This window comes from Actinokineospora sp. PR83, assembly GCF_021056305.1.
Classification (GTDB): Bacteria; Actinomycetota; Actinomycetes; order Mycobacteriales; family Pseudonocardiaceae; genus Actinokineospora; species Actinokineospora spheciospongiae.
Window position 1 is genome coordinate 1 of sequence record NZ_JAJCXD010000093.1, and the last position, 17,381, is coordinate 17,381.

Annotated in this window: 11 protein-coding genes; 2 read left to right on the forward strand and 9 right to left on the reverse strand. The window is 73.9% G+C overall.

The features are described 5' to 3' along the window. The 4 genes from L6E12_RS28490 to L6E12_RS28500 all read right to left on the reverse strand — a co-directional run. Positions 1 to 219 (reverse strand): NmrA family NAD(P)-binding protein (locus L6E12_RS28490; RefSeq protein ID WP_236231011.1); only part of this gene is annotated, 219 nt, incomplete at its 3' end. After that, on the reverse strand, positions 216 to 341 hold the full coding sequence (locus L6E12_RS34900; protein ID WP_255683538.1) for a hypothetical protein: 126 nt from the start codon (positions 339 to 341) through the stop codon (positions 216 to 218). The genes L6E12_RS28490 and L6E12_RS34900, both read right to left, overlap by 4 nt. After that, positions 338 to 1,294: an alpha/beta hydrolase gene (locus tag L6E12_RS28495; RefSeq protein ID WP_236231012.1), complete on the reverse strand. Its 957-nt coding sequence runs from the start codon at positions 1,292 to 1,294 to the stop codon at positions 338 to 340. The genes L6E12_RS34900 and L6E12_RS28495 overlap by 4 nt, the downstream gene beginning before the upstream one ends. Positions 1,295 to 1,352: 58 nt before the next feature. Further along, positions 1,353 to 2,348: an alpha/beta hydrolase gene (locus tag L6E12_RS28500; RefSeq protein ID WP_236231013.1), complete on the reverse strand. Its 996-nt coding sequence runs from the start codon at positions 2,346 to 2,348 to the stop codon at positions 1,353 to 1,355. Between the two features lie 120 nt (positions 2,349 to 2,468). Between L6E12_RS28500 and L6E12_RS28505 the strand changes: the two genes are divergently transcribed. After that, complete coding sequence (locus L6E12_RS28505) at positions 2,469 to 5,192, forward strand: AAA family ATPase (RefSeq protein WP_236231014.1); 2,724 nt, start codon at positions 2,469 to 2,471, stop codon at positions 5,190 to 5,192. Positions 5,193 to 5,299: 107 nt separating this feature from the next. After that, the gene (locus tag L6E12_RS28510; RefSeq protein WP_236231111.1) at positions 5,300 to 6,292 is read left to right on the forward strand and encodes a glutathione S-transferase family protein; all 993 of its coding nucleotides are present in this window, start codon (positions 5,300 to 5,302) and stop codon (positions 6,290 to 6,292) included. Positions 6,293 to 6,400: 108 nt separating this feature from the next. Here L6E12_RS28510 and L6E12_RS28515 read toward each other — a convergent pair whose 3' ends face one another. The 5 genes from L6E12_RS28515 to L6E12_RS28545 form a co-directional block, all read right to left on the reverse strand. Beyond that, positions 6,401 to 7,024: a VCBS repeat-containing protein gene (locus L6E12_RS28515; RefSeq protein WP_236231015.1), complete on the reverse strand. Its 624-nt coding sequence runs from the start codon at positions 7,022 to 7,024 to the stop codon at positions 6,401 to 6,403. Between the two features lie 139 nt (positions 7,025 to 7,163). Next, positions 7,164 to 8,135, reverse strand: a complete 972-nt coding sequence (locus tag L6E12_RS28520; RefSeq protein WP_236231016.1) for a hypothetical protein — start codon at positions 8,133 to 8,135, stop codon at positions 7,164 to 7,166. 19 nt (positions 8,136 to 8,154) lie between these two features. After that, positions 8,155 to 9,093, reverse strand: coding sequence for a Dyp-type peroxidase domain-containing protein (locus L6E12_RS28525; RefSeq protein ID WP_236231017.1), 939 nt, complete (start codon positions 9,091 to 9,093; stop codon positions 8,155 to 8,157). Then, on the reverse strand, positions 9,090 to 9,560 hold the full coding sequence (locus tag L6E12_RS28530; RefSeq protein WP_236231018.1) for a DUF4265 domain-containing protein: 471 nt from the start codon (positions 9,558 to 9,560) through the stop codon (positions 9,090 to 9,092). Before L6E12_RS28530 ends, L6E12_RS28525 begins: the two co-directional genes overlap by 4 nt. Next, positions 9,557 to 17,305, reverse strand: coding sequence for an RHS repeat-associated core domain-containing protein (locus tag L6E12_RS28545; protein WP_308075338.1), 7,749 nt, complete (start codon positions 17,303 to 17,305; stop codon positions 9,557 to 9,559). Before L6E12_RS28545 ends, L6E12_RS28530 begins: the two co-directional genes overlap by 4 nt. Positions 17,306 to 17,381 lie beyond the last annotated feature (76 nt).

Below are 17,381 nucleotides of genomic sequence, written 5' to 3' on the forward strand. Positions count from 1 at the left end.
CGCCACCCCGGACATGGCGGCGGCCAGCGCGGCCCGGTCGGTGAACCCGCCCGCCGCCAGCTCGACCCCGGCTGCGGCCAGCCGGGCCGCCGCCGGGGCGGCCGGGTCGCGGACCAGCGCCCGCACCGGCCGCCCGGCGTCGCGCAGCGCGCGCAGCACGGCGCCGCCCTGCCCGCCGGTGGCCCCGAGGACCAGGACGGGCGGTTCGGGCCGGGTCACGCTGCCCCCTCCACCGCGCGGAGGGCTTCTCCGCTGACGTCGGTGCCGTCGGCGAGCAGCGCGGAGATCACCGGGGCGAAGCCGGAGGCCCCGTGGACCGGGACGACCGTGGCGGCGCTCACGCGTGCAGGGCGTCGCGCAGGAAGTCGCCGCCCTGGCGGGTGGCGGCCTTCGCGGCGTTCGTGTCGCGCATGGCGTCGACCATGACGAAGTCGTGGATGATGCCCTGGTAGCGGACCGCGGTCGTGGGCACGCCCGCCGCGCGCAGCTTGGCGGCGTAGGCCTCGCCCTCGTCGCGCAGGACGTCCGCCTCGCCGACGATCACCAGCGCCTGGGGCAGGCCCGCGAGGTCGTCGAGGGTGGCGCGCAGCGGCGAGGCGGTGATCTCGGCGCGCTGGGCCGGGTCGGTCGTGTACTGGTCCCAGAACCAGCGCATCCCGTCGCGGGACAGGAAGTAGCCGGAGGCGAACTCCTCGTAGGACGCGGTGTCGAAGTTCGCGTCGGTGACCGGGTAGAACAGCAGTTGCGCGGCTAGGGCGGGGCCGCCGCGCTGCTTGGCCATGAGGGTGATCGCGGCGGTCATGTTGCCGCCCACCGAGTCACCGGCCACGGCGATGCGGGCCGGGTCGATGTCGTGCTCGGCACCGCTGGCGGCGATCCACTGGAGTGCGGTGTAGACCTCCTCGATCGCCACCGGGTAGCGGGCCTCGGGCGAGAGGCTGTAGTTGGTGAAGACCACCGCGGCGCCCGCGCGGACCGCCAGCTCACGGACCAGGCGGTCGTGGGTGTGGGCGTTGCCGAACACCCAGCCCGCGCCGTGGGTGTAGAGGACGGCGGGCAGCACGCCGGTGGCACCCGCGGGGCGCACGATGCGGATCGACACCTCGCCGGAGGGGCCGCCGGGGATCGTCAGGTCGGTGATGTCGGCGTCGGGGCGTTCCACGCCCTCGCCGGACTGGACGCCGTCCACGGCCTTGCGCCCCTCTACGGGGCCGAGGTCGTAGAGGAACGGGGGCTTGCTGGTGGCGTCGGCGAATTCCTGGGCGGCGGGTTCGAGCACCGGTGTGTCGGTCATGCCGCCAGCCTGCGCCGCGCGGCCCCGGTCGCGCATCGGTCGAACGACGCAAGTGGCCTCAGCGCGGTGCCAGTGCCTCGGCGAGGAAGGCGGCGCCCTGGCTGATCGCCGCTCGGGCCGCCGGGGTGTGTTGCAGGGCACGCAGTGACACGAAGTCGTGGGTGGTGCCCAGGTAGCGGGTCGCGGTGACCGCCACCCCGGCCGCGCGGAGCTGTCGGGCGTACTCCTCGGCCTCGTCCCGGACGACGTCGGCTTCGGCGGAGATGACCAGGGCGGGCGGTAAGCCGGTGAGCTGCTGCGGGGTGGCGCGCAGGGGGGCGGCGGTGGGCTCGGTGAGGTCGGCGGGGCGGTCGGCGTACTCCTGCCAGTACCAGTGGGTCTGCTCGCTGCTGAGCAGGTAGCCGTCGGCGAAGAGGCGGTGCGAGCGGCTGTCGCAGCTTGGGTCGGTGAGGGGGTAGTAGAGGAGTTGGGCGCGGATGCGGGGGCCGCCGCGCTGCTTCGACAGCATGGTCAGGGCTGTGGCCAGGGTCGCACCGGCGCAGTCGCCCGCGACCGCGAGGCGGGTGCCGTCCAGGTCGAGGTCGGTGGCGTTGGCCACGGCCCAGGTCAGCAGCGAGTAGCACTCCTCGATCGCGACCGGGTAGCGGGCCTCGGGGGTGCGGGTGTACTCGGGGACGACAAACGCCGCCCCGGAGGCGAGGGCGAGTTCGCGGACCAGCCTGGCGTGCGTGCGGCCGTCGCCGAGCATCCAGCGTCCGCCGTGGACGTAGAGGACGACCGGGAGGGGGCCCGGGAGGTGGGCCGGGCGGAAGACGGTGAAGCCCACCAGGCCGGACGGTTCCAGCGGGGCAACGGCGAACCGGGCGTGTACGCGCTCGTCGTCGCCCGTGTGCTCCTGGGACTCCAGCAGGGCCAGCCTGCCGTCGTCCGGGCCGAGCTGTTGCAGGTGCGGCGGGGCGGCGGAGGCGCGCACCAGCCGGTCCACCGCGGGGTCGAGGACCACGGGGACGCGCTCCGGGGGGACGTCACCCGCGTCGATCCGGTCGGATCCCATCGGCCTCACCTCGGTGCGATCCTACGGCTCGGGGCGCCGCGTCCACCACTCCCCGGCCGTTCGGAGGTACCGTTCCGGGACAGTCGAGGGGGCGGTCGGCGGAGCACCCGGGAGGCGCGTGTGGACCTGGTCGGGCGCACGGCGGAGCACACCGCCGTCCGCGACGCCGTGGACGGTGCGGCTTCGGGGCCGCGGGCGTTGCTGCTGCTCGGGGACCCCGGCGAGGGCAAGACGACGCTGTTGGCGGTGGGCACCGAGCGGGCGACCGCGGCCGGGTACCTGGTGCTGGCCGCGCAGGGGTGCCCGGCGGAGTCGGAGCAGTCGTTCGCCGCCCTGCACCAACTGCTGCGCCCGGTGCTGCCCGCCGTGGACAACCTGGCCGCGCACCTGCGCGACGCCGTGCTGACCGCCTTCGGCCTGGCCCCGGGCGTGCCGGACCCGACGTCGCTGCGGGTGGCGGTGCTGACCCTGCTCGGGGCGCTGTCCGCGCGGCGGCCGGTGCTGCTCGTGGTCGACGACGTGCACCTGGTCGACCGGGACTCCTGCGCGGTGCTGGGCTTCGCGCTGCGCCGCCTGACCACCGAGCGGCTCGCGGTGCTGCTGGCCGCGCGCGGCGCGGTCCGCCCGTCCCGGGTCGACGCGTCCGTGCCCGCGGTGGTGCTGGGCCCGCTGTCGGAGGGCGACGCCGCCCGGCTCCTCGACGGGCTGCCCGGTGCCCCGACCGGTCGGGCCCGGCTCGACGTGCTCCGGCGGGCGGCGGGCAGCCCGCTGGCCCTGGTGGAGCTGTCGCGGGCAGCGGGCGGCACCGCCGCGCCGCGGGTGCAGGAGGTCTTCGCCGAACGACTCCGCGACCTGCCCGAGGACACCCGGCGGCTGCTGGTCTACGCCGCTGCCGCCGAGCACGAGGACCTGGCGACCACCATGGCCGCAGCGGGCATCGGCGACGACCTGACCCGCTGGGCGCCCGCGGAGGACGCGGACCTGCTGTCCATCGTGGACGGGCGGGTGCGGTTCCGGCACCCGCTGGTCCGCGCCGCCGCCCACGACGGCGCACCCGCCGCGCTGCGCGCCCGCGTCCACCGCGACCTGGCCGACGCCCTGGGCGCGGACCCGGCCCGCCGGGCCTGGCACCTGGCCGAGGCGGCGGTCGGACCGGACGAGGACGTGGCAGGCGCCCTGGAGGAGACCGCGGCCCTGGCCCGGTCGCGCGACGGGGTTTTCGCCGCCGCGCGGGCGCTCGAACGCGCCGCGGAGTGCACCCCCGACCCCGGGGAGCGGGCACGCCGGTACGCCGCGGCGATCACCGCGGCCGACGACGTCGGCGACCCCGCCTGGGTCCTCGACCTGCACCGGCGGGTCACCCGGTTGACCGACGACCCGGACGTGCTGGGCGTGGCGGCCTGCGGGGCCGGGCACGCCCTGTCCCTGTCGGCGCACCAGCGCGAGGCGTTCACCCTGCTGTTGGCCTGCCTGCGCGAGCACCGCCCGCGGGCCGTGCGCACCGCGCTGGCGCTGACCGGTGTGCTCGCCGCGGTGTCGGTCCAGTCAGGACTGCCCGAGCACCGCGCGCCGCTGCCGGGCCTGCTCGCCCGCCTCGACCACGACGTGGTCGATTCGCAGGTGTGGCCGGTGCTGCGGGAGAACCTGCTCGCCCAGGCAGGCCCCGCCGCGAACGCCGTGCGCCTCATCAGGTCCGAGCGCGCCGCGGTGCACCGCGGCCTGACCGGGGCCGCCGAGGTCACCCGGCTGCTGTGCCTGGCGTCGGTGGCCTGGCTCGCCGACGAGTCCGACACCGCCGTCACCGCGTTCCGGCAGGCGCTCGCCGTGCTGCGCCCGCAGCGGTCGACCGGCGCGGTCGCCGCGTGCGCGCCCGCCCTGGCCTCGGCGCTCATCGCCACCGGCCGCTGGGCCGAGGCCGACGACCTGCTGGACGAGGTCTCCACGGTGGCGGCCGTGCACCGCCTGCGTCACCTCGCCGCCGACGTGGCGGCGCTGCGCGCGGAACTGCTGGTCCTGCGCGGCGGCCCGGGCGCCGGGGTGGCGCCGGTGTGGCCGTCGATCGAACTGGACGAGAACCGCGCCACCCACGCCAGGCTCCTGCGCGCCGCGGGCCTGGCCGCCCTGGTCGACGGGGACGGGGAGACCGCCTACCGCCACCTCCGGGCCCTCTTCGCCGCCGACGGGACGCCCCTGCACCACGTCCTGTCCGCCCACTCCGTCGCCGACCTCGCCGCCGCCGCCCGCCTCACCGGCGACCCCGGGCACGCCGACGACACCGCCGCCCTGGTCGCGGCCGAGCGCGCCCGCCACGGCGAGCAGCCCACCACCCGGGTGCGCCTGCTCCTGCGCCACGCCGAAGCCCTGGTCGGCGAGGTCGAGCGCGCCGACGGCCCGGCCCCGCTCGCCGACACCGAACGCGCCTACCGGCTGGCCGTGGTCGACCCGGCCGGTGAGCAGTGGCCGCTGGAACGGGCGTGCGCCCGCCTGCACTACGCCCGCTGGCTGCGCAGGCGCCGCCGCGCCCTGGAGGCCCGGCCCCTGCTCAGCGCCGCCCTGGACACCTTCACCCGACTGGGTGCGGTCGACCTCGCCGACCGCACCCGGGCCGAACTGCGCGCCAGCGGCGCCGCCACCGGTCCCGCGCCCGCGGCCGACCCGCTCGCGGACCTGACGTCCCAGCAGCGCGAGATCGTGCGGCTGGCCGCCCGCGGCCTGCGCAACCGCGAGATCGCCGAGCAGCTCTTCCTGTCGCACCGCACGGTCGGCTCCCACCTGCACAACGCCTACCCGAAGCTGGGCATCAGCGGCCGCCACCAACTCCGCGACGTCCTCGGCGACCGCTGAGCGCGCCGGACGGGCTGCCTCCCCGCGCGGGCGGGGATAGGGTTGGTGGCGTGGCAGAGCAGAGCGCGCAGAACTCCGAGCACACCGAAGGCGGCAAGTACACCGTCGTGGGCAAGGAGTTCACCAGGGACACCAACTACATCAGCACGCGGATCACCGCCGACGGGCGCGACGGGTTCCCGGTGGAGGCCGGGCGGTACCGGCTGATCGCGGCCAGGGCGTGCCCGTGGGCGAACCGGGCGATCATCGTGCGCAGGCTGCTGGGCCTGGAGGACGCGATCTCCATGGGGCTCGCGGGCCCCACGCACGACGCGCGGTCGTGGACGTTCGACCTCGACCCGGGCGGGCGGGACCCGGTGCTGGGCATCGAGCGGTTGCAGGAGGCGTTCTTCAAGCGGCAGCCCGGTTACCCGCGCGGCATCACCGTTCCCGCCATTGTGGACACCACCACCGGCGCCGTGGTCACCAACGACTTCCCGCGGATCACCGAGGACTTCTCCACCGAGTGGCGCGAGCACCACCGCCCCGGGGCGCCGGACCTGTGGCCCGAGGAGCACCGCGACGAGATGGCCGAGGTCAACAAGCGGGTCTTCACCGAGGTCAACAACGGCGTCTACCGGTGCGGGTTCGCGGGCAGCCAGGAAGCCTACGACAAGGCCTACGACCGGCTGTGGACCGCGCTGGACTGGCTGGAGGAACGCCTCACCGACCGCCGCTACCTCGTCGGCGACACCATCACCGAGTCCGACGTGCGGCTGTTCACCACGCTGGCCCGGTTCGACCCGGTGTACCACGGGCACTTCAAGTGCAACCGGAACCGGCTGACCGAGATGCCCGCCCTGTGGGCCTACGCGCGCGACCTGTTCCAGACCCCGGGTTTCGGCGACACCACCGACTTCACCCAGATCAAGCAGCACTACTACATCGTGCACAAGGACATCAATCCCACCGGCATCGTCCCCGAGGGCCCGGACCTGTCCGACTGGGTCACCCCGCACGGCCGCGAATCCCTGGGCGGCAGGCCCTTCGGCGACGGCACCCCGCCCGGTCCGACCCGCGAGTCCGAGCGGGTGCCCGAGGACGCCACTCCCCTGCGCTGAACCCCCGCCCGGCCCTCGGGTCGGGCGGGAGCACGCGGTGTGACCCGAGTCCGGCGGACTCGGGTCACACCGCACCGGAGCGCGTGCGCGCCGACCGGGTGGTGCCGATCAGGCGCAGGTCTGCGGGTCGGCCTGCAACAGCGGGTCCTGGCTGCCGCCGGTCACGGGCGTCCGGGACGTCTCGGTCGCCACGCGCCCGGTCACCGCGTAGGTGACGCGCTCCCCCTCGTAGACCCCGTTGTCCCAGTCGGTCAACTGGGCACCGACCGTCACGAGCTGCCGTCCCGTGGCCGTCTGCTCGCAGCCGTAGCGGCTGATCGCGCTGATGCCCCCGCCTTCCCAGAGCAGCAGGGGTGCCCGGTCGGCGGTGAGCATCGGGCGGAGGCCGCCGTAGAGGCCCCACACCCCCGACGAGGTGGTGTTGGCCCCCACGGATTGGACGACCAGCACCTCGTCCCGGCCGTCGCCGTCGAGGTCGACCACGCGCAGCGGCTGGACGCCCCCGTAGTTGTCCATCGGCGGCCGGGCGGTGAGCCGGACGCCGTTCACGGTGGCGACCAGGGACTGGACCTCCGGCGCACCGGCGACGGCCTCGACCACCACGCGATCCGCGCGGCCGTCCCCGTTGAGGTCGGCCTGGGCGGCTTCCCTGGCCGTTCCCGCGCTCGCGGGCTGGGCGAGCGCTGTGACACCCGCCAGGGCGGCGAGCACGGGCATGACGAACTTGTTCATCTGATTCCCCCAGAGATTCCGGCGCCCCCGGGGATTCCCGGGTGCCGGTGAGTCGACGCGATCCGCGTCACCCCCTGAGACGTGTCCACCTCAGCCTCGTTGGGCGACAGTGACCCGGGTCACATTCCAAGGGTGTTGATCAGGCGAACCGGCGGGGACCGACCAGTGCGGCGATGCCGATGAGCAGGTAGCCCGCGGTGGGGCCGAAGGCGCCCGGGCTGAGGTCGGCGAGTTCGACGCCCTTCGCCAGGTCGACCACGGCGGAGACGTGGACCCCGGACAGCGCCAGCAGGATGACCCCGGCGATGCGGCGGAACATGCTGATCGCCGTCTTCAACGCGAACGCCACGCCGATCGCCAGGACGAGCGCACCCGCGCCGATCGCCAACTGCTCGGCGCTGAACCCCTCCTCGACGCCGAACAGGCCGGTGAACGGGCCGAGCCCGAAGCGCAGGGCCACGTAGCCGAGTCCGAGGAGGGCGAGGCCGCCCCAGACGACCTTCATCGCCACCGACTCCAGCACAGCGGTGAAGGCGAGCAGGACGCCGAGCACGACCAGGGGGTAGCTGAACAGCAGGACGTACCAGTCGCCGAAGTCCTGGGGACCGCCGTCGGCGGAGACGGCCTTCCACAGGTCGATCAGGGAGGCGGAGTTGCCGCCCGCGCCGGTGAGCCAGGGCAGGAGGGTGAGGCTGACGACCTGGACCAGCGTGCCGAGGAGGGCCAGCACCATGCCGAGGCCGGGGACGCGGAACCCGCCACCGCCCGATTCGGCCCGCTGCGGCCGCTCGGGCCGCGACTGGGGAACGCGCGGCTGCGACTGGGGAACCCGCGGCTGCCGAGCACCGGGTTCTCGAACTTCCCGGCGGGGGGCGGAGGGCTGGTGTCCGCCATCCTGGTACCCGGCCTGGTAGCCGCCACCCTGGTACCCGGCGTCCCAGCCGCGACCTTGGTGACCGGCTTCCTGCTGCTCCCAGGCGCCCGGGTCCTGGTGGCCGGGGTCCTGGTACCCGGACTCGCGGTACTGGTCGCGGTACGGCTGCTCGGGGTTTCCCTGCTCGCGCCACTGTTCCGGGATGGGCCTGCGCGGCGGGTGGGGCGGTTCCGACATGCGGAAGACCGTACAGTCCTCAGGCAGGGACCACGAAGTACCCGCCACCCACCGTGAGCAGGTACGGGTGCAGGGCGTCGGCGGTGAGGCGCTGCTGGGCGAGGGCGAAACCCGTGCTGAAGTCGTTCTGGAAGGCCATGAACACGACCCCGTCGTCGCGGAGAGCACCGGCGGGGGTGCCCTCGTAGATCCAGGAGCGGCGGAGCATGCGCGGGGCCGGGGTGCCGGGGGTGCGCGGGTTCATGGTGCGCACGTGGGAGTCCAGCGGGGTGGTGGCGCCGTCGGGGTCGGCGGTGAAGTCGGGGGTGCCCAGTGGGGGTGTGCCGTCGAGCCAGGTGCCGTCGGGGTGGCGGCCGAGGATGCGGCGCTGGGTTTCCGGGGGATCGGCGTCCCAGAGCTGGTGGGCCATGCGGATGACCCGGACGGCGACGAGGCTCGCGCCGGAGGGCAGGAGGATCGCGTCGGCGGTGTTGGTCTGCCCTTCGACGAAGCCGAAGGGGTTGCGCTGCAACGGTTTGTCCCCCACGGCGTCGATGACGTCGCGGCGCACGGGGGTGCGCCAGCGGACCGCGAGGCCGGGGAGGGTGGCGAGGACGGCGTCGAGGCGGCGGGAGCACTCGGCCTGGTCGTCGCCCTCCACCTGGACGAAGGCGTCCGGGTGGGTGCGTTCGGGGAGCAGGACCTCGCCGGGGAAGTCCGGCATCCGACCGGCCTCGGGGGCCAGGGTGGCGCCGAGGCCGACCGTGACGTCCGCGGCCCGGGCGGCCAGCAGTGCCTCGCGCGCGGCGGGGGCCGCGCCGAGGAAGGCGATGGCCCCCGCCGGGCGCGGGGTGCGCAGCGCCGGGTGCAGCCCGGCCCGGTCAGGGGGTGAGCCGGGGTCGGCGCAGGCGGCGAGGCAGGCCAGGGCGGCCAGCCCGGCCGTGCGGCCCAGCAGTTCCCGCCGGGTCAGCGGGCTCATCCGGCGCTGCCGCCCGGGCGGCTGCCGACCTCGAACACCAGGTGGCCCCTGGCTTCCCGCTCGGTCAGCCGGGCGGTGACCGCGTCGGCCACCGCCGCGTCGGCGGCGTCCACCGCGAGCAGGTTGGGCGAGGACCACTCCAGCAGGCCGCCCGCGGCGGCCAGGTCGGCGGCGACCGCGTCGCGTTCGGCCTTGCCGAGCGGGGAGTCGCCGAACCAGGCGCGCAGGACCGAGCGGCCGGAGCGCACCTGCACCCCGACCAGGTCGTAGGCGGCGTCGGTGGTGACGACGTCGCCCAAGGCCACGTCGTAGAGGAAGAACGGGACGCAGCACACCTCGAACCGGTGCTCGTCGAGCCTGCGGGCCCAGAGCTGCTCGCTGCGGCCCGGTTCCGGCAGGGGCGCCCCGATGATGAAGTCGGAGCGCTCCCGCCACACCGGTTCCGGGTGCACGGCGTCCTGGGTCACCGAGGCCACCAGCTCGGCGGCCAACTGCCGCGGTAGCCCGCAGGCGGTGTCTTCGGCACGGTCCCGGAGCCCTTCGACGCGTTGCAGTGCGGGCAGGTCGTCTGCGCGTTCGGCAACGTGGCGTCGCCGCCCTTCACCCGGGGGATCGCGTGGTCGACCTGCGGGGTCTTGGTCTCCATCCGACAATACACACAGGTGCTGGGGTTCTCCTTGAGTGCCTGCTGCCGCACGCTTTCCGGGAACCGCTTGCCCGCGGTGGGACCGCCGGAGGAGCCGGGCTTGATCCCCGGGAAGGACTTGCCCGCCGACCCGAGCCAGCCGCCGAGGGCGCCCACCGCGCAGCCCGCTGCCGCGGAACCGCCCACGCCGCTCCAGCCCCAGTCGACCTTGCGGCCGGAGAGGCGCTGCCCGAGGTAGTCCATCGCGGCACCGGAGGCGGCGCCGACCAGGCAGCCGACCACGATCGGGTTGTTGCCGGACGGGTCGGTGTAGTTGGTGGGCGAGTTCTCCACGTAGGCGTAGAGGTTCGTGCCGCCCTGCAGGCCGATCGGGTCCTCGGAGACGAACCGCTGCGTGCCCGGGCTGTAGTAGCGGCCCCGGTACTGCATCAGCCCGGTGCCGTCGTCCTGGCGGCCGGTGAAGCCGAGGTCGGACCCGCGCTTGTCGCCGGTGGTCGTCGGCACGCCGAACGGGTCGGTGGCCAGGTCGGCCGCGGTGGTGCCGTCGGCGCGGCCGAGGGCGATCGGGGAGCCGAGGGCGTCGGTCAGGGTGGTGTCGGTGATCCCTGCCCTGGTGCGGGCGAACCACTGGTCCACTCCCCCGGACAGCAGGCTCGCCGACAGCGCGCCGGTGCCGTCGAGTTCGGCGGCGGCGTTCGCCCCGTCGTAGAGGAACCTGGTGGTGACACCGCCGACCGTGCGGGCGCTGCGGTTGCCCGCCGCGTCGTAGGTGAAGGTGGCGGTGAGGCCGGTCCTGCTGGTGCCGGTCAGCTCGCCGCGGGCGTTCCAGGTGTAGCCGGTGGTGCCGTCCGCGGTGAGGTTGCCGTCGTTGTCGTGGGTGACGCCCGCGGCGACGAGTTGGTTGGCGTCGTTGTAGTTCAGCGCGGCGCGGGCGGCGGGCAGGGTGGTCCTGGCGAGGGTGCCGGTGACCGCGGCGAGCCTGCCGGTGGGGTCGTAGGCGTAGCCGATGGCGCCCTTGGCGGTGCCGCCCTGGGCGTAGGCGATGCCGGTGACCTGGTTGGCGGCGTCGTGGGTGTAGGTCTGGGTCCAGCCGCCGGGCAGGGTGACGGTGGTCGGCCTGCCCGTGGTGTCGCGGGCGACGGTCACCGACTCGGTGCCGCGGGTGACGCCGGTGAACCAGCCCGCCGCGTCGTAGCCGTAGGTCGTGGTGGGCAGGCCCGGCAGGGTGGTCGAGGTCCGCCGGTCGACGGCGTCGTAGCCGTGGCCGACGGTGCCGTTGGGGCCGGTGGTGCTGACCAGCCGGTCGCGGGCGTCGAAGGTGTGGGTGGTGGTGCCGCCCGCGCTGTCGGTCAGCGCGGTGAGCCGGTCGAGGGCGTCGTAGGTGTAGGTGACCTGCGACTGCTGCGCGGTCGCGCTGGTCACCCCGAACCGGGTCTTGGTCGGGCGGTCGAGCGCGTCGTAGGTGGTCTCGGTGCGCAGGCCCGCGCGGCTGACCGACGCGGTGGGTCGGCCCGCGGCGTCGTAGGTGGTGGTGGCGCCGCGGTTGAGCGGGTCGGTGGTGGAGGTGGCCCGGTCCTGGCCGTCGTAGGCCCAGCGGGTGACCTTGCCGCGCTGGTCGGTGAAGGTGGTGATGTTGCCGCCCGCGTCGTAGGCGTAGCGGCTGACGCCCCCGTTCGGGTCGGTGACGGCGATCGGCTGGTTCTGCGCGTCGTACTGGGTGAGCGTCGAGGCGCCGAGCGGGTCGGTCTCCTTCACCGGCCTGCCCGCGGCGTCGACGAACATCGTCGAGACGCGGCCCAGCGGGTCCTTGACCGAGACCGGTGCCCCGGCCTCGTGGGTGATGGTGGTGACGGCGCCGCCGGGTGTGGTGACCGTCGCCGCCCGGCCCGCCGAGGTCCAGGTCATCGTGGACTTGCGGCCCAGCGGGTCGGTGACGGTGAGCGGGTTGCCCTTGGCGTCGTAGGTGTAGGTGGTGGTCTTGCCCGCCGCGTCGGTGGTGGTCAGCGGCTGGTCGAACGGGCCGTAGGTGACCTGGCCGGTCACGTACTGGTCGGCGGTGCCCACCAGGGCGGTGATCGCGGTGGGCCGTTGCTGGGCGTCGTAGGTGTAGTTGGTGCGCCGGTTGTAGGGGTCGACGACGGCGTCGATGCGGTTGTCGGGACCGCGCACGTACGTGGTGGTGCGGGCCAGCGACGTGCCGGACGCGGTGGTGTCGGAGGCGACCATGTGGTTGGCGTCGAAGGTGACGCGCCGGACCGAACCGTTGGGTTGGGTCACCCTGGTCTCGGTGACCTCGTTGGCGGCGTCGAGGGTGTAGGCGAACTGGTAGCTGCCGCCGTCGGCGAGGTTCTGCCGCTGCACCCGGCCGTTGGCGTCGTAGACGACGTCGAGGTAGGCCACGCCGCGCGCGTCGGTCATCCGGGTGATGCGGTTGGCCGAGTCGTAGGTGTAGCTGGAGACCTTGCCCGCCACGTCGGTCACCGTGGCCAGGCGGCCCGCGGTGTCGTAGGTGTAGAGGACCTGGCGGCCGATGTTGTCGTGGGCGCGGGTGACGCGGGCGGAGGAGTCGTAGTCGAAGGAGATCCACCGGCCGCTGGGCGAGAGGATCTGCGAGACCTCGCCGTTGCTGCCGCCGTTGCGCACGAACGTGATCTGGTTGCCGTTGCGGTCCTGCATGGCGCGGGCGCGGGCGTACCAGGGGAAGAAGTACTTGGTGCCGTCGCGCATGGCCAGCACCCAGTCGCCGTTGACCTGGGTGATGGTGGAGCCGGTGAACCTGCCGGGTGAGCCGACGGCGGCGAAGGCGGCGTCGCTGTACCCGGTGCCGGGCGAGGTGCGGGTGTAGTGCGCCCGCCCGCCGCCGGGGGTGTAGACGTCGACCTCCTGGTACTGCTGCTCGGAGGCCAGGAACAGGTTGAAGTCGGAGCCGGAGTTGAGGCCGAACTCGCGGCTGTGGTTGTCGCCCTGCCAGTACTGGCGGTTGACCGCGATGGGCAGGGTGTCGTTGAGCCCGAGGTCGGTGTGGGTGTCGGTGAGCAGACCGGTGGACAGGTCGACCGGGTCACCGGAGAGCTTGTCGAGCAGGTCCTGCCACCACGGCTTGTCCGGCTTGGGGTTGCCGCCGGTGTTGAACATGGCCCCGTCGAGGGTCCACAGCCGGGTCTTGTCGTCCGGCACGACCTGGCGGGCGTCGGCGCTGACCCTGCCGTGGCCGTAGACGTACCAGCCCTTGTCCAGCGGGTCGTAGTTCCAGAAGTCCACATCGGACCCGGCGGGCAGCCCGGTGTAGTTCGGGTACACCACGCTCGCGCCCTGCGGGAAGATCGACGCCCCGCCCGGCTGCACGGTGAAGTACACCGGCACGATCCCGTTGCGCGGCAGCGGGTACGGCGACCGGTCCAGCGGGATGGCGGTGATGCCCAGCTCGCGCACCACGTTGCCGTCCATGTCGCGCACCACCGACCCGGCGGGGATGCGCACCTCCAACCCGGGGATGTCCGGGGTGGTCAGCACGGTGTCGCGGGCGGTCGGCGCGTCGAGCTTCTGGGTGTGCTTGGTGTCCAGCCGCGGCAGCCACACCGTGGCGTCGAGCGCGGTGGTGGCGCCCTCGACGACCTTCGCGCGGATGCGGAAGGTGCCGTAGCGGGCGGGTTCGGTCTTCGCGGCCAGGCCGTCGACGATCAGCGTCGTGGCGTTGGCGCGCACCCCCGGGACCAGGAACCGGCCCTGGGCGTCGGTGGTGGTGCGGACGTTGTCCACCCGGACGGGGATGCCGCCGAGCGGGGCGCCGTCGAGGCCGCGGACGTGGCCGCTGACGGCGGTGACGCCCTTGTCGGCCACCAGGTCGACCACCGGGCCGGGGTCGGCGCGGCGGGTCAGCCAGTCGCGGCCCGCCAGGCTGCCCGCGTCCGGCTTCCAGGCCGCGGACGTCCTCGGGTCGCCGTCGGGCAGCGGGGTGGCGGCGTTCGGCGAGTCGGCGGCGGCGTCGACCACGGCTTCGCGGGCGGGCGGGGTGCCGACCGGGGCGGGCGTGCGGTCGAGCGCGGCCAGGCGCCTGGTCTCGTCCTGCGCGGCCACCGCGGGGTTGACCGGCTGGGTGGCCTTGGGCGCGGGCGGCGGGTTGGCGAGCGGGACGGCGGCGAGGGCGGTGGTGACGGTGGCGGTGAACGTGCTGCCGCCGACGAGCGCGGCGCCCGGGCCCATGACCAGCTTGTAGGCGCCCGTGGTGGGCAGGGTGATGTCGAAAGTGTAGTTCGGGTACTGGGTCGAGCCGACCCGGCTGCCGTCGGGGCCGGTGACCCACCAGGTCATCCCGCAGCAGCCGAAGGCGGCGGAGGTGGCCGAGGACTGGATGACGAGCCGCTGACCCGCCGTGCCGGAGAAGCCGGAGTAGGCGTCCTGGCCGGGGTTGGTGACGGTGATGGTCTTGGCCGTGCCGGTGAGCGGCAGGGCGCCCGCGTCGAGGTCGGCAGGCACGTTCCAGGCCGTGAGGGTGGTCGAGCCGACGAGCGTGCTGTCCGGGTCCACCCAGAGCTTGTAGGTGCCGGTCTGCGGCAGGACCGTGGTGTCGAGGGTGTAGTTCGGGTACTGGGTCGAGCCGACGCGGCTGCCGTCGGGCGCCTGCAACCACCAGGTCAGCCCACAGCACCCGAACACCGGGGACGTCGCGGACGACTGGATGATCACCCGCTGGTTCGCGGTCCCGGAGAACGTGGTGAAGGCGTTGCGGCCGGGGTCGGTGGTGGTGACGGTCTTGGCGGTGCCGGTGAGCGGCTGCGTACCCGCGTCGAGGTCGGCGGGGACGTTCCACGCGGTCAGGGTGGTGGAGCCGACCAGAGCGCTGTCCGGGTCGACCCAGAGCTTGTAGGTGCCGGTCTGGGGCAGTGTGGTCGTGTTGAGCGTGTAGTTCGCGTACTGGGTGGAACCCACGCGGCTGCCGTCGGGCGCCTGCAACCACCAGGTCAGCCCACAGCAGCCGAAGGCCGGGGACGTCGCGGACGACTGGATGATCACCCGCTGGTTCGCGGTCCCGGAGAAGGTGCTGAAGGCGTTCTGGCCGGGGGTGCCGATGGTCAGCGTCTTGGCGGTGCCGTTGAGCGGCTGGGCGCCCGTGTCCGCGTCGGCCGGGACGTTCCAGGCGGTGAAGGTAGTGGAGCCGACCAGGGCGTTGTCCGGGTCGACGATCACCTTGTAGGTGCCCGTCTGCGGCAGCGTGGTCGTGTTCATCGTGTAGTTCGGGTAAGACGTGCTGCCCACCCGCGTGCCGTCCGGCGCCTGCAACCACCAGGTGAGGCCGCAGCAGCCGAACTCGGGCGAGGTGGCGCTCGACTGGATCAGCACCCGCTGGCCGGTGGTACCGGAAAACGTGGTGAATGCGTTCTGACCAGGGTTGGCAATCGTGACGGTCTTCGCCGTGCCGGTCAGCGGCAGGGCGCCCGCGTCCGCGTCGGCGGGCACGTTCCAAGCGGTGAACGTGATCGACCCGATCAGGGCGTTGTCCGGGTCCACGATCACCTTGTACGTGCCCGTCTGCGGCAGGGTGGTCGTGTTCATCGTGTAGTTCGGGTAGGACGTGCTGCCCACCCTCGTGCCGTCCGGCGCCTGCAACCACCAGGTCAGTCCACAGCAGCCGAAGGCCGGGGACGTTCCGCTGGACTGGATCAGCACCCGCTGGTTGGCCGTGCCGGAGAACGTGGTGAACGCGTTCTGACCGGGGGTGGCAATCGTGACGGTCTTCGCCGTGCCGGTCAGCGGCAGGGCGCCCGCGTCCGCGTCGGCCGGGACGGTCCACGCGGTGAGGGTCAGCGAGCCGACCAGGGCGTTGTCCGGGTCGACGATCACCTTGTAGGTGCCGGTCTGCGGCAGCGTGGTCGTGTTGAGCGTGTAGTTGGGGTACTGCGAGTTCCCGACCCGGGTTCCGTCGGGGGCGGCCAGCCACCAGGTCAGGCCGCAGCAGCCGAACGCCGGGGAGGCGCCGCTGGACTGGATCAGCATGCGCTGGCCCGCGGTGCCGGAGAACGTGGTGTAGGCGTTGCGGCCGGGGTTGGTGGTGGTGACGGTCTTGGCCGTGCCGTCGAGCGGTTGCACACCGGCGTTGAGGTCGGCGGGGACGGTCCAGGCGGAGAAGGTCAGCGAGCCGACGTTCGGCCCGGAGGGGTTCATCCAGATCTTGTACGTGCCCGCCTGGGTGAGGGTCGTGGTGTTCATCGTGTAGTTCGGGTAGAACGTGCTGCCCACCCGCGTGCCGTCCGGGGCTTCCAGCCACCACTCCAGCCCGCAGCAGCCGAACGCCGGGGACGCCGCGCTGGACTGGATCAGCACGCGCTGGTTCACCGCGCCGGTGAACGTGGTGTACGCGTTCTGGCCGGGGCCTGCGATGGTCACGACCTTGGCGGCGCCGGTCAGCGGCTGCGCGCCCGCGGCGAGGTCCTTCGGGACCTTGTGGACGGTGACGGTGGTGGTGCCCGCCGAACCGGTGTTGTTGTACAGCAGCAGGGAGCGCAGGCCGGGGCCGGTGGCCGGGCCGGGCTCGATCCAACCGCCGGTGCCGACGCAGCTCGCCGCGCCCGCCTGCTTGTTGCGCTCGTCGTAGGTCCACGCGTCCAACCCGCAGTAGCCGAACGTGCCGCCGTCGAGGGAGACGGCGAACCGCTCGCCGTCGGCGGCGGCGAAGTGGCGCAGGGCGTACTTGCCCGCGGCCACCGGGACCGCGGTGGCGGTGCCGACGGGGATGGCGGCGGCGGTGTCGAGGGTGGCCGGGGTCGCCGCACCCGGGGGCACGACCAGCACGGCCGTGCTGGTGGCGGTGCCCGCCGGGGTGCTGAGCTGCACGGTGCCGCTGCCGACGCCCGGCGGCACGGTGACGGTGAGCGTGGTCGCGGTGCGGGCGGTGACCGCGGCGAGGATGCCGTTGACCCGCACCAGGTTGTTGGCGAACTCGGGGTCGGGGTTGGTGACGGTCAGTGTGACGGCGGTGCCGACCGCGGCGGTCTTCGGGGTGAAGTCGGAGATCGTCGGCTTGTCGTTGGCGATGACGGTGATGCCCGCCAGCGACGCCGTCCCCGCCGAGGTGGTGACGGTGACCGCGCCGCTGGTCGCGGCCGTGGGCACGGTGATGGTGAGCTTGTCGGCCGCGGCGGTCTTGACGGTGGCCGCGGCGCCGTTGACCTTGACGGTGTTCGCCGCGGTCGTGGTCGCGAACCCCTTGCCGGTCAGGGTGACGGTGTCCCCCGCCCGCACCCGGTTCGGCACGGCGGACAGCACGGCGATCGCCGGGGTGCCCAACCGGTCGACGGATAGGACGTTGCCCGCGGCGTCGTAGGTGTAGCGCGCGATCGACCCGTCGGCGGCGACGACGCCCACCAGCCTGCCCGCGGCGTCGTAGGCGTAGGACGCCGCGCCGGGCGGTGGATCGGCCTGGGGTGCCGCGGCCCGGGCGGGAGCGGCTGCTGGGGCGGGTGCCGGGGCCGGTGCGGCCTGGGCGGGAGTGCCCACGGCCGTGACCGTCGAGGCGACCACCGCCAGGACGGACAGCAGGACCGAGGGCAGTCGTCGTCTCTGGCGCACGTCAGTCTCCTTGACCGGCAACGCGAACGGCGGCACGGATGTCGATCCGCCCATCGCGTTGCGGACCGGCCGCGTA

Excerpts from the sequence above, each read along its gene's own strand:
- L6E12_RS28500 (WP_236231013.1), bottom strand. The coding sequence starts at position 2,348 with ATGGGATCCGACCGGATCGACGCGGGTGACGTCCCCCCGGAGCGCGTC.
- L6E12_RS28520 (WP_236231016.1), bottom strand. The coding sequence starts at position 8,135 with ATGTCGGAACCGCCCCACCCGCCGCGCAGGCCCATCCCGGAACAGTGG.
- L6E12_RS28495 (WP_236231012.1), bottom strand. The coding sequence starts at position 1,294 with ATGACCGACACACCGGTGCTCGAACCCGCCGCCCAGGAATTCGCCGAC.
- L6E12_RS28515 (WP_236231015.1), bottom strand. The coding sequence starts at position 7,024 with ATGAACAAGTTCGTCATGCCCGTGCTCGCCGCCCTGGCGGGTGTCACA.
- L6E12_RS28525 (WP_236231017.1), bottom strand. The coding sequence starts at position 9,093 with ATGAGCCCGCTGACCCGGCGGGAACTGCTGGGCCGCACGGCCGGGCTG.